The sequence below is a fragment of the Bradyrhizobium sp. IAR9 genome, from assembly GCF_013408065.1.
GTDB lineage: Bacteria > Pseudomonadota > Alphaproteobacteria > Rhizobiales > Xanthobacteraceae > Bradyrhizobium.
The window spans coordinates 127,192-146,387 of the sequence record NZ_JACBZW010000003.1; the positions used below are offsets into that span (position 1 = coordinate 127,192).

Below are 19,196 nucleotides of genomic sequence, written 5' to 3' on the forward strand. Positions count from 1 at the left end.
ACCTGGGCTAATATCCCCCGGCATGAGCGGGGCTTTCCTACACACCATCTTCGACGTCTTGGCATGGCTGGCGGCGGCGGCGGCCGTCTATTGGCTGTCGCGACAGCGCCTGCAGTTTCCGGCGCAATCCTTCCAGCTGCCCTATGTCGCCGCGCTGGTGTTCGGCGCGGGCCTCGGCGCCTATCTGTTCGGCTCCGTCAATCTATGGCTGTCGGGGCAAAGCGGCATTGCGCGCTCGGTGGAGGGCGCGCTGGCCGGCGGCATCGTGGCGATCGAGCTCTACAAATGGTCCGCGGGGATCGCCGCGCGAACCGGTGCCCGTTTTGCGCTGCCGCTGGCGCTCGGCATCGCGATCGGCCGGCTCGGCTGCTACTTCGCAGGCCTCGACGATTTCACCTACGGCACGCCGACGGCGCTGCCATGGGCCCAGGATTTCGGCGACGGCATTCCGCGCCATCCCGTGCAGCTCTATGAGAGCGCGGCCATGGCCGTATTCGCGCTGCTCTATGTGCTGGCGGTCGTGAACCGGAACGCCTTTGTGATCACCAATGGTTTCTACCTGGTTCTCGTCTATTATGGAGCGCAACGCTTCCTGTGGGAATTCCTCAAGCCCTACGGCACGCTGATCGGCCCCTTCACCCTGTTTCATCTGCTGTCGCTGTCCATTTTGCTCTACGCCGGCGTCATGCTGGCGACGGCGCCCAAAGCGAGACGCTTACAAAACGAGATACTTGCATGAACGCGCCGTTGCGTAAGTCGCGGCCCTATATTTTCTGGGGCCAGACCCAATCTCTTTGCGAGACCTGCCTGAAGCTGGTGCCGACCAAGATCCAGATCCACGACAACGAGGTCTGGTACGAAAAGCGCTGCAGGGAGCACGGCGTCCAGTCGACGCTGGTGTCGACGGATGCCGCCTATTGGCGCCTGTGCAAGGATTTCATCAAGCCCGGCGACCGGCCGCTGCAATTCCAGCAGCGCACCGAATTCGGCTGCCCCTATGATTGCGGTCTCTGTTCCGACCACGAGCAGCATTCCTGCCTGGCGCTGATCGAGATCACCGAGCACTGCAACCTCACCTGCCCGGTCTGCTTCGCCGAATCCTCGCCCGCACGAACGAAATTCACCCCGCTCGCGACAGTCGAGAAGATGCTGGACGCGCTGGTCGCAAGCGAGGGCGAGCCCGATCTCGTGCAGATTTCCGGCGGTGAGCCGACGCTGCATCCTGATTTCTTCGAGATCCTGGATGCCGTGCGCGCCCGCCCGATCCGCCACGTCATGATCAACACCAACGGGCTGCGCATCGCCCGCGAAAAGGATTTCGTGGCGCGGCTCGCCGAGAACAGGCGCGGGCTGGAGGTCTATCTCCAGTTCGATTCACTGCAGCGCGATGCGCTGATCGACCTGCGCGGCGCGGATTTGCGAAAAATCCGCCAGCAGGCGCTGGAAAATCTCGAGCATTTTGGCGTGTCGACCACACTGGTCGCGACCATCAAGCGCGGCGTCAACGATTCCGAAATCGGCGACATCGTTCGCCACGCGCTGACGTGGAGATGCGTGCGCGGCGTCACGCTGCAGCCGGTGCAGGACGCCGGCCGCAACGAGAATTTCGATGAGAAAACCGACCGCATCATGCTGTCGGAGATCCGCAAGCGCGTGATCGAGACCGGCGTGTTCGGCGACAAGGACATGATCCCGCTGCCCTGCAATCCCGAAAGCATCTCGATCGGCTATGGCCTGCGCAATGGCGAGAAGGTGCTGCCGCTGACCTCGCTGATCCCGCAGGAGCAGCTGGTTGCGGTGATGCCCAACACGATCAGCCCTGAGAAATATCCAGTGCTGCGGGAAAAATTCGTCGATCTGTTCTCGCTGTCGTCGGGCCCGCTCAACACGTCCGAGCGCGTCTGCGAGCTGTTGTGCTGCCTTCCGAGCTTTCAGGTGCCGGAAGGGCTCTCTTACGAGAACGTGTTCCGCGTCACCATCGTGCAGTTTCTCGATCGCTTCAATTTCTGCGTCGGCAACGTCAAGCGCAGCTGCATCCATTTCGTGACGGAGCAGGGCGCGATCATTCCGTTCGACACCTACAATCTGTTCTACCGTAACGGCAAGATCGACGGCATCCGCGCCGCGCTCGAAGGGCAGACTTATCGCGCGGCAAGGCAAAGCGAGGAGGCATCACAATGAGCGATACGCCACCGCCGGTTCTGCCGCCCGTCCCGACACCCGGCGAGGCACGCAGCGGCTGCCTGACCGCGCTGATGGCGATCGCCGGAATCTTCATGCTGCTGCCGGGGCTCTGCGCGCTCCTGTTCGGCGGAATGTCGGTGGTCGAGGGTGGCCAGATCCCCGCCGACATCGCGTCGCTGGTCTTTTTGGGACTGGTCATCGGCATCGGAGGCGTCGTCTTGATCTGGGCGGCCCTCATGGGGCGAAAGGCCCCGCCGGCCCGGAACGGGAGCTAACCCCCGGAGATTCCCGGGCAAAATTCAGTCAACCAAGGCCCAAAGAACGCATTGTTTTTTGGCGGTTTTTGCATATATTGCGCCGCAACGCGTAGGCTGCCCGGTCGATATGGCCGGGCTTCCTTTTTGGGCGGAGAGCGCCCCGTTTCCAGTCTTCCAGCGTTGTTTCGAGAAGAGGTCCCGGTCCGACCGGCGAGATCGCGCTTAACCCATTGTTCGAACCAAAGAAGCTCACTCATGAACCTCCGTAACGTCGCCATCATCGCTCACGTCGACCACGGCAAGACGACCCTGGTCGACAAACTCCTCCAGCAGTCCGGCACGTTCCGCGAGAACCAGAAGGTGACCGATCGCGCCATGGACTCCAACGATTTGGAGCGCGAACGCGGCATCACCATCCTGGCCAAGGCGGCCTCGGTGCAGTGGAAGGACACCCGCATCAACATCGTCGACACCCCCGGCCACGCCGATTTCGGCGGCGAGGTCGAGCGCATCCTGAACATGGTGGACGGCGCCCTGGTGCTGGTGGACGCTGCCGAAGGCCCGCTGCCGCAGACCAAGTTCGTGGTCTCCAAGGCGCTCAAGGTCGGCCTGAAGCCGATCGTCGTCATCAACAAGGTCGACCGCCCCGACGCGCGCCCGACCGAAGTCATCAACGAGGTGTTCGACCTGTTCGCGGCGCTCGATGCCAGCGAGGAGCAGCTCGACTTCCCGATCCTCTACGGGTCGGCCAAGCAGGGCTGGATGGCTGACAGCCCGGAGGGCCCGAAGGACAAGGGCATGGAGCCGCTGTTCGACCTGATCCTGCGCCACGTCGCGCCGCCGAAGGTCGAGGAAGGTCCGTTCAGGATGATCGGCACCATCCTGGAGGCCAACCCCTATCTCGGCCGCATCATCACCGGCCGCATCTCCTCCGGCATCCTCAAGCCGAACCAGCAGGTCAAGGTGCTCAACGCCGAGGGCAAGCTGGTCGAATCCGGGCGCATCACCAAGATCCTGGCGTTCCGCGGCCTCGAGCGCACGCCGCTCGATGAAGCCGAAGCCGGCGACATCGTCGCCATTGCCGGCCTGACCAAGGGCACCGTCGCCGACACTTTCTGCGATCCGACCGTCGAAGTGCCGCTGCCGGCGCAGCCGATCGATCCGCCGACCGTGTCGATGTCGTTCATCGTCAACAACTCCCCGCTCGCCGGCACCGAAGGCGACAAGGTGACGAGCCGCATGATCCGCGACCGTCTGTTGCGCGAAGCCGAAGGCAACGTCGCGCTGCGCGTCGTCGAAGCCTCCGACAAGGACGCGATGGAAGTCTCGGGCCGCGGCGAATTGCAGCTCGCGATCCTGATCGAGACCATGCGCCGCGAGGGTTTTGAGCTCTCGGTGTCGCGCCCGCGCGTCGTGTTCCAGAAGGACGAAGCCACCGGCGCCACCATGGAGCCGATCGAGGAAGTCGTGATCGACGTCGACGAGGAGCACTCCGGCGTCGTCGTGCAGAAGATGAGCGAGCGCAAGTCCGAGCTGATCGAGATGAAGCCCTCGGGCGGCAACCGTCAGCGCCTGGTGTTCTACGCGCCGACCCGTGGCCTGATCGGCTACCAGGGCGAGCTGCTCACCGACACCCGCGGCACCGCGATCATGAACCGCCTGTTCCACGGCTATGCGCCGTACAAGGGCGAGATCCAGGGCCGCCGCAACGGCGTGCTGATCTCCAACGACCAGGGCGATGCGGTGGCCTACGCCATGTTCAAGCTGGAAGACCGCGGCCCGATGATGATCGAGCCGGGCTGGAAGGTCTACAAGGGCATGATCGTCGGCGAGCACACCCGCGACAACGATCTCGAGATCAACGTGCTCAAGGGCAAGCAGCTCACCAACATCCGCACGACCTCGAAGGACGAAGCCGTGCGCCTGACCCCGCCGATCCGCATGACCCTGGAAAAGGCGCTCGCCTATATCGAGGACGACGAGCTGGTCGAGGTCACGCCGAAGTCGATCCGCCTGCGCAAGAAGCACCTCGACCCCAACGAGCGCAAGCGCGCGGAGAAGGCCAAGGAAGCGGTGGCGTAAGGCCACCGTTCTCCGTAGTGCCGTAGGGTGGGCAAAGCGCAAGCGTGCCCACCAATGGACGATGGTGGGCACGGCGCAAGAGCGCCTTTGCCCACCCTACAAAAGCGTTTATCCGTCCGGCTTCAGCACACCCAGCGAACGTGCTAGAGCCCGCCCATGACCTCCCTCCCCTCCTCCGTGGACGTCGCGATCGTCGGCGCCGGTGCCGCCGGCCTCGGCGCTGCACACGCGCTGGCGGGCTCCGGTCTCTCCGCGATCGTACTGGAGGCACGGAACAGGCTCGGCGGCCGCGCCTGGACCGTACAGGCCTCACCTGACGTGACCTTCGACGTCGGCTGCGGCTGGCTGCACTCGGCGGACAAGAACTCCTTCGTTTCGATCGCGCAGCGGCTCGGTTTCGAGCTCAACAAGGACCTGCCGCCCTGGCGCGAGCGCGCCTATGGCAACGCGTTTCCGCAAGGCGAGCGCGACGATTTCATGCGCGCGATGGACGCGTTCTATGAGCGCCTCTGGGAAGCCGCGCAGACGGGCAAGGACGAGCCTGCGAGCCGGAGCCTCGAGGCGGGCAATCGCTGGAATCCCATGATCGACGCGATCTCGACCTATATCAACGGCTGCGAACTCAAGGACATGTCGACGCTGGACTGGGACGCCTATGAGGATTCTGGTCTCAACTGGCGCGTCCGTCGCGGCTATGGCGCGCTTGTTGCGGCCTATGGCGCGCCCTGTCCGGTGGCGTTGAACTGCAACGTCGCGCTGATCGATCATTCCGGCCCGCGGGTCCGCATCGAGACGTCGCAGGGCACGCTGACCGCGGACAAGGTGATCGTCACCGTGCCGACCAATCTGATTGCCGATGAGACGACCCGCTTTTCGCCGCCGTTACGGTCCAAGGTCGACGCGGCAGCGGGCCTGCCGCTCGGCGTCGACGACAAGGTGACGCTCGCGCTCGAGGACGCCGAAGCCTTTCCCAAGGAAGCAAACCTGCGCGGCGCCACCATGCGCACCGCGATGGGCACCTACCATATCCGCCCGTTCGGCCAGCCCTGCATCGAAGGCTTCTTCGGCGGCAGCTTCGCCCGCGCGCTGGAAGATTCCGGCGACGGCGCCATCGCCGCCCATAGCATCGACGAGATCGCCGGCTTTCTCGGCAACGACATCCGCCGCAAGCTGAAGCCGCTCGCCGAGTCGCGCTGGGCGCATGATCCGTTTGCCCGCGGCTCATACTCGCACGCGCTGCCTGGCCATGCCGGCGACCGCGCCGTGCTGGCCGCGCCGGTCGATGGCCGGCTGTTCTTCGCCGGCGAGGCGACGTCGCCAACCTTCTTCACGACCGCGCACGGAGCGCGGGACAGCGGGGAACGGGCGGCGAAGGAAGTGCTGGCGGCAATCGGCAAGCGCTAACCTCCCCACCAATGTCGTCCCGGCGAACGCCGGGACCCACCGCGTGATCTTTCAGTCACGCGTGGTGCGCGTACCGCGGATTGACCCTAACTTCCAGTCTTCGCCAAACTCCGCTCTGTGGTGGGTCCCGGCGCTCGCCGGGACGACACCAATCTTGTGGTGCGGCTGTCGCGTCACTCGATCACCCTCGCCCGCAAATCCGCATCGGGCACGAAACACGCGTCATACTTGCCGAAGATGCGGTAGCGGTTGCGCGCGATGAGGCTGTACACCGGGTCCCGCAGCGGCTTCGGTACGGTGAACAGCACGCGCACCCAACCCCAGCCCGGGAGTCGCGACAGCACCGTCAACGCTGCATCCGACTTCATGTACACGTCACCACCATGAACCACGGCATTGGTGTCGGGATCATCGGGGTCGATGCCGAACGTCTGCGCGAGCCGGGCGCCATACTCCGACTGGATCGGCGTGAAGCGAAACCGCTTCGCCGTGTCGCGCTGCGCGACGAAGCGGACCCAGCGCGAGCAGAAGACGCAGACCCCATCGAACAGGATCACGTCGTCATCGGGCCATTTGGGCATCAGCGATTATCCAGCATCAAGAGCGCCACCAACATCAGCACGATCGCCGGCCCCGTCTTCACCAGCGCGCCGAGCGGTTCGATCCAGAGATCGGGCGTCAGGACCGCCGCGCCGAACATATAGCCGAGCGAGGCGGTGATGCCAGCAACGAGCCCGGTCGCCGCGGTGCGGCGAAAGGCAATCATCGCGCCAATGCTCATGTCCATCAGGCTGGTGCCGATGGTGATGGGATCGACCAGCGCGGGCGGGAAGTCGTGCGCCGTCAATATGCCGGCGGCGGCACGGTAGGACACGAACAGCGCGATGAAGCCGGAGACGAGCCAGAACACGACGAGGCTGGCGAAGATCAGCGGCTTGACCAGGAATAGCCGCGCGAACCATTTGTCCTGGACGGTCGCGGGATGACGACCAATCATATCCACCAGCGTCTTCGGTGCGATGCCCGCGGCGGCGATCCATGCCGAGGGATCACCCCGCACGCCGCGGCGCAGCTCGGCGATGGCAGTGGAGCGCATCGGCGGCATCCACCCGAGGAAATTGGCGAGATCGCCGATCTTGGCGCCGAGATCGAGCACGAAGGATGGCATCGCGACAGGCGGCCAGGCGGCCGTGCCGAACGCAAGGCGGAACTGTTTGATGACGCCGGCCATGGTGACCGGCTCAGCCTGCATCAGATCCCAGCTCACGGCTTTGACAGCGGCATCGTCGATGTCGCGCACGGTGAGCCAGGCGATGGTGGCCGAGATATCCTCGACTGAAACGGGCTGGAACGGCGTCGCCATCTCCTTGTCGGGCAGGTCGAGCGGGAGGGCAGCGAGCGCGCGGAGCATGGCGCTGCCGCCATAGGCGGATGGTGCGACCACGAAGCCGGGCCGCAGGACGGCGTGCGCAATGCCTGAGGCCGCGATCAGGCGCTCGGCCTCGCGCTTGGTCCTTGCGAAGGCGGTACGATCGGCTTCGGCCGCTCCGGGGATCGAAATGTGCACCAGCCGGATCGCGCGGCCGCTGTCGGTGATCGCCGCAAGCAGGCGCGCGACGAAATCGCGGTGTACGGCACCTGTGTCGCTGCCGGGGCCGTCCTGGAGCACGCCGAGACAGTTAACGACGACATCCACGGCATGCTCGCGCAACAGCCGCGTCAGCACGGTCGCGTCGAGCGAGAGGATCGGCAGCTCGATGTCGAGCGCGCTCGTCTTCTGCGCCGGCGACAGGCTGCGCGCCACGCCAAGCGCGCGAAAGCCACGCGCGCGAAGATCGTCCGTAACGAAGCGGCCGATCAGGCCGGAGGCGCCGAGCACCAGGATGGTTCGCTGGTTCATCACGGCTCTCAAAACGGCTTTGCAACCATCAGCCAGAGGATCAGCATCGTCGCGCCGAAGCCGGGGAAGCCGAACGCGAACCAGCGGCGAAACAGGACGAAGTATCGTTGTGGCAATGCACGGTGCTGCTCCGCGGCCTTTCGCGCGAGATCGCGCATCTCGATCTGCATGAACACGACAGGAATCCAGAACAGGCCGGCGACAACATACAACACGAGCGAGGCGAGCAGCCAGCGCTCGGTGATCGGCATCGCCGAGAGCAACATCAGCAAGCCGCCCGTGACCGGCTGGAGCAGCACGGCCGACAGTGTGAAGATTGCGTCCGCAATGACGACGACCGAAGCGGTGCGCGCGATGAACTCCGCATCGTCGGTGCGATGCGCCATCAGCATGAAGAAGGCAATGCCGGTTCCGGTGCCGAGGATGACGATGGCGCCGAGCACATGGAGAAACTTGACCAGGAAATACAGCGTCATGGCTTCTTGGTCGCGGTTGGCCTGCCCTGGTTCAGCGCACCCACGAGCTCCCGGCTCGCGGCTTTGACGCCGGCCTCCCTTTCGATCATCCAGTGCCCCTCGCTGCCGACGGCCGGCAAGGTGCGGAAGTCGACCTTGCCGCCGCTGCCGCGAAACGCGTCGGCCAGGCCCTTTGAAAACGCCGGCGCAAAATAGCTATCATTGGTTGCAACGAGCCATGTGACAGGAATGCGCGCGCCCTTGCCGAACTCTGCAGCGGCGGCAAGAAGCGTGTGTGGCGCGCAGATCCGGTTCGGCTCATCATTGGCATGGCCGCCGCGCCCCGGCGCAAACACTGTGATCGCGGCGATCGCCTTCGGATCGGCATTGGCGAGCGCCAGCGCACCCCAGCCGCCGGCGGAATGGCCGATCACGATGGCAGCGTCCTTGCGGATAAAATCCTGCTTTCGCAAGAACTCCAGCGCGAGCCGGATTTCCTCGGCCGTTGCACGGCCCGAACGCGCATAGTCCGCCTCGTCGCAGCCGCCCTGGTCCTCGATATAGCGGCCACCGGTCGCACCATGGCCGAGCCGCTCCGGCACCAGCACGGCAAAACCGCGCGCGACGAGATAGGCGGCGAGCGGACGATATTCCGGCTGCGGCATTTGCGCTCGACGCAATACGTTCTGCGTCGAGGCGTGTGCGATGACCACAAGCCGGAACGGACCTGCGCCGGCGGGGCGAAACAGCAGGGCACGCGCAGCGATGTCGGTATCCGGCGACGGCACCCGCCACGCTTGTCGGCGAAACGGCTCGCCCTCCTCGCCCGATGGGCCAAACGTGACCTGAGCGCACAGAGGCGGCGCAGTCAGCAAGGCCAGCAGAGTCAGGAGCGCGAAGATGTTGAGAAGCCGCATGAATGGCCGAGGACGAGCACGAACAGCGACAGTCACACTAGTAGGAACGAATCACTATGGGCGGACTTTCTGCGTGGCCCTCGCCCTTCATTCGTTGCCGCAGAGGGAGTTTTGCACCGACACACGGCACGCCGATGCCATTCGAGTCGGCGCCCTGTCTTTTTTCGGTACAACATGGTTCAGATACTGATGCACAAAGTCCACACGTTAACCGATAATTAACGATAGGTCTTGCCGCCGGCGCGGCGACTTGGTTTGATTGCGCCCATGAGCACAACCCTGATCGAGGTCCGGCCGGCCAAAGCTGCAGATGCGACTGCGGTGGCGTCGACTCATGACGAAGCCTGGCGCTCCGCCTATCAGGGCATCATTCCCGGCGCCGAGCTGGAAAAGCTCATCAACCGCCGCGGCCCGCAATGGTGGGACAGCGCGATCCGCAAGGGCAGCCGCGTCAGCGTGCTGGTGTTCGGCGACAAGATCGCGGGCTACGCCAATTACGGCCGTAATCGCGCCCGCAGCCTGCATTTCGACGGCGAGATCTACGAGCTGTACCTGCGCCCCGAATTCCAGGGCCTCGGCTTCGGCCGCCGCCTGTTCGCCTCCGCCCGCCGCGACCTGATGCAGAGCGGGCTGAAGAGCATGGTGGTGTGGGCGCTCTCGGACAACGACCCCGCGACCGAGTTCTACCGGGCGCTTGGGGGCCGTATGGTGGCCCGCTCCTCGGAGCGGTTCGGGCCGAAGTCGCTCGACAAGGTTGCCTTCGCTTGGACCAATTGAGCTGCTGAAAGCCTAGGCGGCAGCGTTTCCCTTCCGTCGATACCGTTGCCTTTGAGCCGGTGACTTCCGGATTCATTATTTCACAAAAACGCGATGGATCAGCGGGCCAAGCCCGCGTATGACAGCGCCAAATCGCTGCCGGGCGCGATTTATCCTCGGCAATAACGGAGCTTTGAATGCGTATCGATGCGATCTCGATCGGGAAGAACGTACCTCACGAAGTCAACGTCCTCATCGAAGTCCCCGTGGGCGGCGAACCGATCAAATACGAGATGGACAAGGAGGCCGGCACGCTGGTGGTCGACCGCTTCCTCTACACGCCGATGCGTTACCCCGGTAACTACGGTTTCATCCCGCACACCTTGTCGGATGACGGCGATCCCTGCGACGTCCTGATCATCAACACCCGCGCCATCATTCCCGGCGCCGTCATGAGCGTGCGCCCGGTCGGCGTGCTGTTCATGGAAGACGAAGCCGGCGGCGACGAGAAGATTCTGGCGGTGCCGTCGTCGAAGCTGACGCAGCGCTACGACAAGGTGAAGTCGTACTCCGACCTGCCCGACATCACGCTGCAGCAGATCCAGCACTTCTTCGAGCACTACAAGGATCTCGAGAAGGGCAAATGGGTGAAGATCCTGCGCTGGGGCGGCCCGGAGGACGCGCACAAGCTGATCCTCGAAGGCATGGATCGCGAGAAGAAGAAGAAGGGCTGAAGCATCCGTGTCCCGGACGCGGCGCGGCATGAAATGACGCGACGCTGAAGAAGCGCTGCGCTGCCTCCGGGGGCACGAGAACCTGACCTATACCGCCGGCTTCGGTAGCTCGGCGATCGCGCAGGCCGCACGCAGCGTGTTGACCAGCAGGCACGCCACGGTCATCTGGCCGACGCCGCCCGGCACCGGCGTGATCGCGCCGGCCACCCCAAGCGCTTCCTGATAGGCGACGTCACCGACGAGGCGCGTCTTGCCGTCTTCTTTGGGTATCCGGTTGATGCCGACGTCGATCACGGTCGCCCCCGGCTTCAGCCAGTCGCCGCGCACCATCTCGGGTCTGCCGACCGCGGCATAGACGAGATCGGCCTGCTTCACGAGCCCGGGCAGGTCACGCGAGCGCGAATGCGCGATCGTCACCGTGGCGTTCTCGTTCAGCAGCAATTGCACCAGCGGACGGCCGACCAGATTGGAGCGGCCGATGACGATGGCGTTCATGCCTTCGAGCGAGGCGTGCACGCTCTTGGTCAGGATGATGCAGCCGAGCGGCGTACAGGGCGACAGCGCCTCGAAACCGCCGGCGAGCTGGCCGGCATTGTTCGGATGCAGCCCGTCGACGTCCTTGGCGGGGTCGATGGCGTTGACGACGGCCTCGGTGTTCAGCCCCTTCGGCAGCGGCAGCTGCACCAGAATGCCGTGCACGGCCGGATCGCGGTTGAGCTTCGCGACCAGCGCCAGAAGCTCCGCCTGCGAGACGTCGGCCGGCAGCTTGTGCTCGAACGAGGCCATGCCGGCGGCCTGGGTCTGGGTGTGCTTGGAGCGGACATAAACCTCGCTGGCGGGGTCGCTGCCGACCAGCACGACCGCCAGCCCCGGCACCAGATTGTGCTCGCGCTTGACGCGGGCGACCTCGTCCGCGACGCGGGCCCGGAGTTCCGCGGCAATGATTTTTCCATCGATAATCTTGGCGGTCATGTCAGTTCCCTCAGTCTTTCGATTGGGCCGAGACGAGCTGGCGCAGGGCTTCGCCGAGCCGTGCCGGATCGCCGTCGACCGCGATCTGCTTCAGCCGCGAGGTGGCTCCGGACAGGAGCTTTACGCCGGCCTTGGGGACGCCCAGCGATTTCGCCAGCAGGACCAAAACGGCCTTGTTGGCCTCGCCGCCGTCGGCGATGGCTCGCACCCTCACCTTGAGCACGCTGCGGCCGTCGGCCAGTTGCTCGATTCCGTCGATGCCGTCGCGACCGCCGCGCGGCGTCACCCGCAGCGCGATGCTGATTCCTGCGGCCGAGTAACGCCAGGGCTCCTTGTTTGCAACCAAGGCGCTCCAGCCCGCTCAGATCACGTTGGGGTAGATGTAGTACAGGATCACCCGCTCGATGAACATGATGATCAGGATCAGGATGATCGGCGAGATGTCGAGACCGCCGAGACTGGGCAGGAAATTGCGAATCGGCGCCAGCACAGGCTCGGTGATCCGGTACAGGAACTCCGCCACCGCCGAGACGAACTGGTTGCGCGTGTTCACGACGTTGAAGGCGATCAGCCAGGACAGGATCGCGGAGGCGATCAGCAGCCAGACGTAGAGGTCGAGCACGATGATGACGATGTCGAGAACGGCACGCATGGCTTTTGAAGCCTCTGGCTTTTGAAAACGTTGGCTGCGGTCGGGATTGACGCCTTTTGCTAGATATCGGTTCCCCCCCGCCCAAACAAGGGAAGTCCGCGCCCCGGATGGCTAAAACCGGGTGACACCCGTCCTTGACTTGACCTTGGCGGGGACTTAAATGGCGCCCGGTTGTCGGCCGCGTTTACCAGAGCGGCCAGCAAAGGGGCCATAGCTCAGCTGGGAGAGCGCGTCGTTCGCAATGACGAGGTCGGCGGTTCGATCCCGCCTGGCTCCACCACGCTTCGCCCTTCGGGCTACGCGTGGCGCAGCCGCGCAGAGCTCGAAGGGCGAAGCGTGGTGTCCGGCGAAGCCCGCAGGGCGAAGACGGACCGGTTGAGGAATACTCCCCCTACCTCCCCGTAAACCGCGGCGGCCGCTTTTCCATGAAGCTCGCCACGCCTTCCCGGAAATCGCTGCCGGCGAGCGCCACCATCATCTCCCGATTGGCTTCAATGGTTGCCTCGGCGAGCGTCTGGAACGGCACCTCGTAGAGCTGGCGCTTGATCACGGCTATCGCGCTCGGCGAGACGAAATCGGCGAGATCGCGCGCATAGGCATAGGTCTCCTCGCGAAGCTTCTCAGGCGGGCAGAGCCGGTTCACCAGGCCGATCCGCAGCGCCTCGTCGCTCGGCACGCGCCTCGCCGAGAGCAGCAGATCCATCGCATTGGCATGACCGACGATGCGGGGCAGCATCCAGCTGATGCCGTGCTCGGCAATCAGGCCGCGCCGCGCGAAGGCCGTCGTGAACACCGTATTGTCGGCGGCAAAGCGCAGGTCGCAATAGAGCGCGTGCACGAGCCCGATGCCGGCGGTCGCACCGTTGAGCATGGCGATCACAGGCTTCTTGATCGACGGATAGAAACCGTAGCGCGTCTGCCAATCCGGACGGCGGTTCATGTCGAACGGCGGCAGGTTCGACGCGCGCCGGACGTCGTCGGGGTCGAGCCCCTTCAAAGCATCCATATCGGCGCTGGCGCAAAACGCGCGGCCCGCGCCGGTGAGGATGATGACGCGGACATTGTCATCGGCGCTTGACGCTTCCATCGCATGGCGCACGTCGCGCTCCATGGTCGGCGTCCACGCATTCATGCGATCGGGACGGTTGAGCGTGATGGTCGCGATCTTGTCGCTCACCTCATAGAGAATGTGCTCGTAGGCCATGACGCTCTCCCTTTGTCTGCCGGCGCAATTTCGCGCGCTCGTTGGGGAGCGAGCCTAGCATATCCAGGGATGAGGCAAGGGCTTCGCGCGAACGCGCGGATCACTCGGCGGCTTGCGCCAGCACCGGCCGGCGCGCCAGCCAGCCGTCGATGAAATGATCGAGCCAGGCGCGCTCTGCGACATCGTATACGGCACGATCGGCGAAATGATGATGTCGCTGCCGCGCACCGGGCGCGCTGAAGCCGTCATAGCCGCGCGTGGTCCAGCGATGCATCATCGCATAGGTCACGTCGGGATGAAACTGCACGCCGAAGGCATTGCCGGTGCGGAACGCCTGCACCGGAAAATCGTCGCCTTCTGCAAGCAGCTCGGCGCCGACAGGCAGCTCGAATCCCTCGCGATGCCAGTGATAGACCTGGGCCGGCCAGGCCGGGCAGAGCGCGTGGCCCGCGGCGGTCGGGCGGATCGGGTAATAGCCGATCTGGGTCAGCGCATCGGCATGCGGCGCGACGCGGGCGCCGAGCTGCATCGCCAACATCTGGGCACCAAGGCAGATGCCAAGGAATGGCCGCTGCTCGCGCAGCGGAATTTCGATCCAGTCGATCTCGCGGCGAATATAGTCGTCGGAATCATTGGCGCTCATCGGGCCGCCGAAGACCACGGCGCCGGCATGCTGATCGAGCGTCTCGGGCAGGGGATCGCCGAAGCGGGGACGGCGGATGTCGAGGCGATGGCCAAGCGCACGCAGCGCATTGCCGACACGGCCCGGCGTCGAGGATTCCTGGTGCAGGATGATCAGAACCGGCAACTGGGTTTCGGAGGCGACGGCACTTGGCGTCCTTCTCGGGAAGGGCACCACTTCTGCGCTACCAAACCTGTCCGTCCGGAACGACATGGCCTCTGCGAGTGCTATCGGTTCAGACCGTCAGCATAACTAAGCGATCGTTAATTTCGTGTGAGTTCGCGCACACATCGAAGCCGAAGCAAGCTCCGGGCCAATACGGGAGCTTCGAGGGCTAATGCCTCTGCCTCTGGAATCGGCTGGTGGCAGCCAGGATGAAGCCCCGCGGGAAGAAGCGCAGCGCGAATGGCACAATCTTGATGCCGAGACCAGGCAGCACTGCCCGTTTGTTGGCCATCAGGCCACGATAGGCCTCCTGCGCGACATCGGCGGCCGAAACATTTAGCAGGGCAGTATCATGTCCGGAGCCGACGCCCGCGCGCGCCTGGAATTCGGTGGGCACGGGACCCGGGCAAAGCACGGTGACGCGAACGCCGCGCGGCGCGAGCTCGGCCCGCAGCGCTTCGGTGAAGGAAATCACGTAGGCCTTGGACGCGTAATAGACGGCCATGCCGGGGCCGGGCAGGAAGCCAGCGACCGAGCCGACATTGAGAAGACCGCCCTTGTTCCTGACGAGTTGATCGGCGAAGCGCAGCGACAAATCGGTCAGAGCCCGCACGTTGACATCGACAATCCCGATCTGCTCGTCGCGATCGCGCTCGATGGCATCGCCGAACACGCCGAAGCCGGCATTGTTGACGAGGTGGTCGAGCTCGACGCCTTCGGCGGCGAGCGCCGCCGCGATGGTCTCGCCGGCGTCGGGGTCCTCGAGATCGCAGGCGATCACGATCGGCTTCTTGCCGCCCTTGGCGGCGAGCTCGTTCGCGAGCGCCTCCAAACGGTCCGCGCGCCGCGCTGTCAAAGCGAGACGATGTCCATTGGCGGCGAACACGCGCGCCAGCTCCGCACCTATGCCCGCCGAAGCACCGGTGATCAACGTTACCCGCTCAGCCACGATCGAAGTCTCTTGAATTGAAGTTTTTGGCCCCGCAATGACGGAACGAGAGCATAAGCCGTGCGCGACAGGCAAGCGGCGTCGGCCGCATGGCCACCTGAGCGGGCGACAGGAGGAGCGGGAAAGCCGGGTTTTTACGGACGAATCCGGAGCCGGACGGCCGGCAGCTACATTAAAGTTTCGTCATGTGATCCGCACAACCGGCCATCCACCGGTTTGCGCGGATCAGCCGCCGACGGCGCTGTCCGTCACCTGACCACCAGCGCGCTCCGCCACCGTATGCTTCAGGTCGATCCGGTCGCGCTGGGAAATCCCGAGCAGGTCGGAGGCGCGCCAGACGACGTTGTCTTCGAATTCGGAGACCTGTCCGTCGGCATAGACCAGCTCCCACATCATCCGGACGATGCGCTTGCGGCCCTCTTCGTCGAGCGAGCGCATGATGACGCTGGTGAAGTGATAGAGGTCCACCGCCTCGCCCTCGACCTGGGTGGCGTCCGCGATCAGACGATCCGCGGTGCCGCGATCGAGCTTAAAGTGGCTTTCGATCAGGCTGTGCAGCTTGCGCTGCTCGGCCGCGCTCGGCTGGCCGTCGAGCGAGATTACGTGGACCAGCAGCGCGGTGGCCGCCAACCGATAATCGCTGTCACCGAACGTGCGGTTCTGGTCATTGGGGGCAACAATATCGGCGATGAATTGGCGCAGGCCGTCGAGCATAAGATCCTACCGAAATCGATACAGCCGCGAGGCGCAGCCGTTACCAGCATTATATGAGCAGGAAACTCAACCGGCGCAACGTGCGTCAGTTCCGCGCGCTGCATTACGTTTCGGCAATCTGGCTACTGTGAATCGGACGCGAGTAGCAAGCCAGGCCCTTCGCTGTCGTCCCGGCCTAGTGCGCAATTGCGCACGGGCGCCGGGACCCATAACCACAGCCTGTGGATTGACGAAGACTCACCATCCCGCCCATTCCAGAAATCACGCGGCATGGGTCCCTGCTTTCGCAGGGACGACAGCGGAATTCCGTCACGGAATCTCGTACACCACCATCTTGTCGGCGATGCCGCGCAGCGCCGCCTGTTTCTGGATCGGCTTGATCGCGCGCTGCTCCAGCACCTCCGCAACCGCGGGCGCATCGAGCACCGGGCCGGTGATGTGGATCTCCTGCGCGGTCGACAGGCTCTGCACGCGCGCGGCGATGTTGACCGTCTGGCCGAAATAATCCTGCCGCTCGTTAAGCATCACCGCGAGGCAGGGACCTTCATGGATGCCGATCTTGACGATGAGATCATCGGTCCCGCGCCGCTTGTTGAGCTGGTCCATCGCCGCGCGCATCCGCAGGCCCGCGACGATGGCATGCTCGGGACGGACGAAGGTCGCCATCACGGCATCGCCGATCGTCTTCACAACGGCGCCCTTCTCGGAGGAGATGATCTCGAGCAGCGCATGGAAATGCGCGCGCACGAGATCGAAGGCGGCGAGGTCGCCGACGCGCTCGTAGAGCGCCGTCGAGCCCTTCAGATCGGTGAACAGGAAGGTGAGCGACGTGATCTGGAGCCGCTGGTCGAGACTGAGATTGTCCGCCTTGAAGACATCGCGAAAGGTCTGGTTCGACAGCATCCGCTTGGCGGTGAGGAACGGCTTGCGCTTGCCGATGAGATGATGGAGTGCCTCGGCCGCGATGAACACCGACGGCAGCACGCGCACGCCGGCCTGGTTCTCCAGCGACAGCCGCAGCGGACCCGGCCGCATGGTCGTGGTCCCCGTCGGGGCCTGCACCTTGTTGTACATGATGGCGAGCTGCTGACGATCCTTGGTCGGCTCGCCCTGGACGTCGATGAAATGGGCGGCGTGCGTGACCGGCTCGAAGATGATGACAAAGTCACTCGGCAGCTGCAGCGACATGGTCGCCTTCTCGCCGGCCGGCAACTCCATCGTATCCAGCGTCACCTCGTTCGCCAGCGTCGCGAACGATTCCTTGTTGAAGTCGACGCCGGAGCTCCAGAACACCTGCTTGAAATACTCCCACACCGGCAGCGTGTCGGGGTCATGCGCCGCGATGCGCCGGACGCGCGGATTCACGGTGAAGGACACCTCGACCTGATCGTCGACGGAGGCCTTGTAGCCGCAAGCGCAGAGCGCGCAGTGATAATCGTCGGGCTTGAGCGCCTTCAACGTCGTGTGCGCGCCGAGCACGCCGCCGCAGCCTGGACACAGCACGTTCCAGCCGAGATCGAACAGCCCGAGCCGTGCTGCGTGCAGGAACGCCGAGATCGCGTGCTCTTCGTCAACGGCATGGTGCGTCGCGAAGTCGAGGACATTGACGCGATTGAGCTCGTGATCCTGGCCGTCCTCGATCAGACGCGCAATCGCATCGACCACCTTCGCGTCGGCGGTCTGCTTCAGAACGGAGAACTGGGCCTGGATGTCGCTCATCGCGGGACTCTGCTGGTTGAATCACGCCATCGGCGGGCAATCGCCTGTCACCGACGGGTGATACGGAACATGGGTGAGTGGTCCGGCTGGGTCGTGACGACGCCGAGCGGGATCACGGGATTCGCCTGATCGGCGAGCTCGACACGGAACGCGCCGATCAGCCGGGCCAGCGCCAGCACGGATTCAGCTTGCGCAAACGGCGCGCCGATGCAGACGCGCGGACCTGCGCCGAACGGCAGATAGGCGAAGCGATCGGGCGCCTCCGTCGACATGAAGCGTTTTGGAATGAACGCGTTCGGCTGATCCCACAGCTTCTCGTGCCGGTGCAAAAGCCAGGGCGCGATCATGATGATGTCACCCTTGCTGATCTCGATTCCCGCCGCATTGTCCTTTTCGCGTGCGGCGCGCGCGACCAGGAAGGCCGGAGGATAGAGCCGCATGGTCTCGTCGATTACCGCGCGGGTGAATTTCTGGCGATCGATGTCGGCCATGCTGTCGAGATGCTCGCCGCTTGTCTCGGACGCCACCTCCTCCTGCGTCTCCGGATCGAGTGCGAGCAGATAGAGCGCCCAGAACAACGCCGTCGCCGTGGTCTCATGACCCGCCAGGATCATGGTCGCGACCTCGTCGACGAGCTGCTCGTCGGAAAAGCCCTTGCCGGTTTCCGGATCGCGCGCCACGTCCATGAGATCGAACAGGTCACGCGGCGGCGCGCCGTCCTTCTTGCCGGCGGCGCGCCGCTCGGCGATCAGCATGGCGACGAACTCGGTCCAGCGCTTGCGGAAGCGGGCGCGGGCAAAATCCATCGGGCTCGGCCACGACACCGGCAGCAGCATGTCGAGGAAGTAGGGCCGTCCCAGCCGGGACGCATACTCCATGATGAAATTGCGCAGGGTCGCGCCATGCCGGTCCATGCCGAACGAGAACATCGTGCGCCCGGCGATCTCTAGCGTCATGCGCTGCATGATTTCGCGCAGATCGACCGGCGCGCCCGTCTGCGTATCGAGCTTCGCGATGGTCTCGTCGAGCACCGCCGTCATGTGCGGCACGAGGTTGGCGGTGGCGCGCGGCGTGAAGGCCGGCGCGAGCGTGCGGCGCTGGAACGTCCAGGAATGACCTTCCGCGATCAGAAGCCCGTCGCCGAGCACCGGGCGCAGCATGCGGATGCCCGCCGGCGTGCGCGTATAGTTCTCATAATTGTTGAGCAGGACGTGCCGGATCGCATCCGGCTGATTCAGGATGAAGCTGTTGCGAAGGAAGAAGCGGCCCTTGATGACCTCTTCCTCGTAGGCGGGCTGCCCCCATGTCGCGATCATGTTGCGCCGGATCACGGCAAGCCGGCCGAAGAACGACATGTCGTCGGGCGCACGCGGGGGAGCCGGGGGGATGATGGGCCTACGCACGCTGGCGATATTCATGGCTCTCTCCCGCAAGATGTGACGCTGGCAAA

20 protein-coding genes and 1 tRNA gene are annotated in these 19,196 nt (G+C 64.6%); 8 read left to right on the top strand and 13 right to left on the bottom strand.

Annotated features, from left to right (window positions below; genetic code table 11):
• Window positions 1–22: 22 nt before the first annotated feature.
• The 5 genes from GGD67_RS09620 (at window position 23) to GGD67_RS09640 (ending at window position 5,927) form a co-directional block, all read left to right on the top strand.
• Complete coding sequence (locus GGD67_RS09620; RefSeq protein ID WP_179732373.1) at window positions 23–739, top strand: prolipoprotein diacylglyceryl transferase; 717 nt, start codon at window positions 23–25, stop codon at window positions 737–739.
• Complete coding sequence (locus GGD67_RS09625; protein ID WP_179732375.1) at window positions 736–2,181, top strand: radical SAM protein; 1,446 nt, start codon at window positions 736–738, stop codon at window positions 2,179–2,181. The genes GGD67_RS09620 and GGD67_RS09625 overlap by 4 nt, the downstream gene beginning before the upstream one ends.
• Complete coding sequence (locus GGD67_RS09630; protein WP_179732376.1) at window positions 2,178–2,459, top strand: hypothetical protein; 282 nt, start codon at window positions 2,178–2,180, stop codon at window positions 2,457–2,459. The genes GGD67_RS09625 and GGD67_RS09630 overlap by 4 nt, the downstream gene beginning before the upstream one ends.
• Before the next feature lie 237 nt (window positions 2,460–2,696).
• Complete coding sequence (gene typA / locus GGD67_RS09635; RefSeq protein WP_179732378.1) at window positions 2,697–4,523, top strand: translational GTPase TypA; 1,827 nt, start codon at window positions 2,697–2,699, stop codon at window positions 4,521–4,523.
• A 156-nt stretch (window positions 4,524–4,679) separates the two neighbouring features.
• Window positions 4,680–5,927, top strand: a complete 1,248-nt coding sequence (locus GGD67_RS09640) for an NAD(P)/FAD-dependent oxidoreductase (protein WP_179732380.1) — start codon at window positions 4,680–4,682, stop codon at window positions 5,925–5,927.
• A gap of 173 nt (window positions 5,928–6,100) precedes the next feature.
• On the opposite strand, the gene GGD67_RS09645 is transcribed toward GGD67_RS09640, so the two are convergent.
• From GGD67_RS09645 to GGD67_RS09660, 4 genes are read right to left on the bottom strand one after another with little or no spacing between them, the layout of a single operon-like run.
• Window positions 6,101–6,508 carry a thiol-disulfide oxidoreductase DCC family protein gene (locus GGD67_RS09645; protein WP_179732382.1) on the bottom strand — a complete coding sequence of 136 codons (408 nt, stop codon included), beginning with the start codon at window positions 6,506–6,508 and terminating at the stop codon, window positions 6,101–6,103.
• On the bottom strand, window positions 6,508–7,827 hold the full coding sequence (locus tag GGD67_RS09650) for an SDR family oxidoreductase (protein WP_179732383.1): 1,320 nt from the start codon (window positions 7,825–7,827) through the stop codon (window positions 6,508–6,510). Before GGD67_RS09650 ends, GGD67_RS09645 begins: the two co-directional genes overlap by 1 nt.
• Window positions 7,828–7,835: 8 nt before the next feature.
• A complete protein-coding gene (locus tag GGD67_RS09655) occupies window positions 7,836–8,303 on the bottom strand; it encodes a DUF2269 domain-containing protein (RefSeq protein WP_018318960.1) in 468 nt (155 codons plus the stop codon).
• Window positions 8,300–9,199, bottom strand: coding sequence for a dienelactone hydrolase family protein (locus GGD67_RS09660; protein ID WP_179732385.1), 900 nt, complete (start codon window positions 9,197–9,199; stop codon window positions 8,300–8,302). The genes GGD67_RS09655 and GGD67_RS09660 overlap by 4 nt, the downstream gene beginning before the upstream one ends.
• A gap of 267 nt (window positions 9,200–9,466) precedes the next feature.
• Here GGD67_RS09660 and GGD67_RS09665 point away from each other — a divergent pair, with 267 nt between their 5' ends.
• Window positions 9,467–9,976: a GNAT family N-acetyltransferase gene (locus GGD67_RS09665; RefSeq protein ID WP_018318962.1), complete on the top strand. Its 510-nt coding sequence runs from the start codon at window positions 9,467–9,469 to the stop codon at window positions 9,974–9,976.
• A gap of 176 nt (window positions 9,977–10,152) precedes the next feature.
• The gene (ppa, locus tag GGD67_RS09670) at window positions 10,153–10,689 is read left to right on the top strand and encodes an inorganic diphosphatase (RefSeq protein ID WP_018318963.1); all 537 of its coding nucleotides are present in this window, start codon (window positions 10,153–10,155) and stop codon (window positions 10,687–10,689) included.
• A gap of 87 nt (window positions 10,690–10,776) precedes the next feature.
• On the opposite strand, the gene folD is transcribed toward ppa, so the two are convergent.
• The 3 genes from folD to GGD67_RS09685 are packed head-to-tail and all read right to left on the bottom strand — an operon-like array spanning window position 10,777 to window position 12,313.
• The gene (gene folD / locus GGD67_RS09675; protein WP_179732387.1) at window positions 10,777–11,661 is read right to left on the bottom strand and encodes a bifunctional methylenetetrahydrofolate dehydrogenase/methenyltetrahydrofolate cyclohydrolase FolD; all 885 of its coding nucleotides are present in this window, start codon (window positions 11,659–11,661) and stop codon (window positions 10,777–10,779) included.
• A gap of 10 nt (window positions 11,662–11,671) precedes the next feature.
• Window positions 11,672–12,007, bottom strand: a complete 336-nt coding sequence (locus GGD67_RS09680) for a DUF167 domain-containing protein (RefSeq protein WP_018318965.1) — start codon at window positions 12,005–12,007, stop codon at window positions 11,672–11,674.
• Between the two features lie 15 nt (window positions 12,008–12,022).
• Entirely contained in the window at window positions 12,023–12,313 is a 291-nt protein-coding gene (locus tag GGD67_RS09685; RefSeq protein ID WP_018318966.1) for a YggT family protein, read from the bottom strand.
• Between the two features lie 204 nt (window positions 12,314–12,517).
• Here GGD67_RS09685 and GGD67_RS09690 point away from each other — a divergent pair.
• Window positions 12,518–12,593 (top strand) — tRNA-Ala (locus GGD67_RS09690).
• Window positions 12,594–12,704: 111 nt separating this feature from the next.
• Here GGD67_RS09690 and GGD67_RS09695 read toward each other — a convergent pair.
• From GGD67_RS09695 to GGD67_RS09720, 6 genes are all read right to left on the bottom strand, one after another.
• Complete coding sequence (locus GGD67_RS09695) at window positions 12,705–13,517, bottom strand: enoyl-CoA hydratase (RefSeq protein ID WP_179732389.1); 813 nt, start codon at window positions 13,515–13,517, stop codon at window positions 12,705–12,707.
• A 100-nt stretch (window positions 13,518–13,617) separates the two neighbouring features.
• Window positions 13,618–14,412: a glutamine amidotransferase gene (locus tag GGD67_RS09700; protein WP_092261489.1), complete on the bottom strand. Its 795-nt coding sequence runs from the start codon at window positions 14,410–14,412 to the stop codon at window positions 13,618–13,620.
• Between the two features lie 121 nt (window positions 14,413–14,533).
• Window positions 14,534–15,313, bottom strand: coding sequence for an SDR family oxidoreductase (locus GGD67_RS09705; protein ID WP_018318969.1), 780 nt, complete (start codon window positions 15,311–15,313; stop codon window positions 14,534–14,536).
• 225 nt (window positions 15,314–15,538) lie between these two features.
• The gene (locus GGD67_RS09710; protein WP_018318970.1) at window positions 15,539–16,027 is read right to left on the bottom strand and encodes a TerB family tellurite resistance protein; all 489 of its coding nucleotides are present in this window, start codon (window positions 16,025–16,027) and stop codon (window positions 15,539–15,541) included.
• Window positions 16,028–16,336: 309 nt separating this feature from the next.
• Entirely contained in the window at window positions 16,337–17,746 is a 1,410-nt protein-coding gene (locus tag GGD67_RS09715) for an adenylate/guanylate cyclase domain-containing protein (protein ID WP_018318971.1), read from the bottom strand.
• Window positions 17,747–17,793: 47 nt separating this feature from the next.
• Window positions 17,794–19,164, bottom strand: a complete 1,371-nt coding sequence (locus tag GGD67_RS09720) for a cytochrome P450 (RefSeq protein ID WP_018318972.1) — start codon at window positions 19,162–19,164, stop codon at window positions 17,794–17,796.
• Between the last annotated feature and the right edge of the window lie 32 nt (window positions 19,165–19,196).

Excerpts from the sequence above, each read along its gene's own strand:
- GGD67_RS09620 (WP_179732373.1), top strand. The coding sequence starts at position 23 with ATGAGCGGGGCTTTCCTACACACCATCTTCGACGTCTTGGCATGGCTG.
- GGD67_RS09625 (WP_179732375.1), top strand. The coding sequence starts at position 736 with ATGAACGCGCCGTTGCGTAAGTCGCGGCCCTATATTTTCTGGGGCCAG.
- GGD67_RS09630 (WP_179732376.1), top strand. The coding sequence starts at position 2,178 with ATGAGCGATACGCCACCGCCGGTTCTGCCGCCCGTCCCGACACCCGGC.
- typA (WP_179732378.1), top strand. The coding sequence starts at position 2,697 with ATGAACCTCCGTAACGTCGCCATCATCGCTCACGTCGACCACGGCAAG.
- GGD67_RS09640 (WP_179732380.1), top strand. The coding sequence starts at position 4,680 with ATGACCTCCCTCCCCTCCTCCGTGGACGTCGCGATCGTCGGCGCCGGT.
- GGD67_RS09645 (WP_179732382.1), bottom strand. The coding sequence starts at position 6,508 with ATGCCCAAATGGCCCGATGACGACGTGATCCTGTTCGATGGGGTCTGC.
- GGD67_RS09650 (WP_179732383.1), bottom strand. The coding sequence starts at position 7,827 with ATGAACCAGCGAACCATCCTGGTGCTCGGCGCCTCCGGCCTGATCGGC.
- GGD67_RS09655 (WP_018318960.1), bottom strand. The coding sequence starts at position 8,303 with ATGACGCTGTATTTCCTGGTCAAGTTTCTCCATGTGCTCGGCGCCATC.
- GGD67_RS09660 (WP_179732385.1), bottom strand. The coding sequence starts at position 9,199 with ATGCGGCTTCTCAACATCTTCGCGCTCCTGACTCTGCTGGCCTTGCTG.
- GGD67_RS09665 (WP_018318962.1), top strand. The coding sequence starts at position 9,467 with ATGAGCACAACCCTGATCGAGGTCCGGCCGGCCAAAGCTGCAGATGCG.
- ppa (WP_018318963.1), top strand. The coding sequence starts at position 10,153 with ATGCGTATCGATGCGATCTCGATCGGGAAGAACGTACCTCACGAAGTC.
- folD (WP_179732387.1), bottom strand. The coding sequence starts at position 11,661 with ATGACCGCCAAGATTATCGATGGAAAAATCATTGCCGCGGAACTCCGG.
- GGD67_RS09685 (WP_018318966.1), bottom strand. The coding sequence starts at position 12,313 with ATGCGTGCCGTTCTCGACATCGTCATCATCGTGCTCGACCTCTACGTC.
- GGD67_RS09695 (WP_179732389.1), bottom strand. The coding sequence starts at position 13,517 with ATGGCCTACGAGCACATTCTCTATGAGGTGAGCGACAAGATCGCGACC.
- GGD67_RS09700 (WP_092261489.1), bottom strand. The coding sequence starts at position 14,412 with ATGTCGTTCCGGACGGACAGGTTTGGTAGCGCAGAAGTGGTGCCCTTC.
- GGD67_RS09710 (WP_018318970.1), bottom strand. The coding sequence starts at position 16,027 with ATGCTCGACGGCCTGCGCCAATTCATCGCCGATATTGTTGCCCCCAAT.
- GGD67_RS09715 (WP_018318971.1), bottom strand. The coding sequence starts at position 17,746 with ATGAGCGACATCCAGGCCCAGTTCTCCGTTCTGAAGCAGACCGCCGAC.
- GGD67_RS09720 (WP_018318972.1), bottom strand. The coding sequence starts at position 19,164 with ATGAATATCGCCAGCGTGCGTAGGCCCATCATCCCCCCGGCTCCCCCG.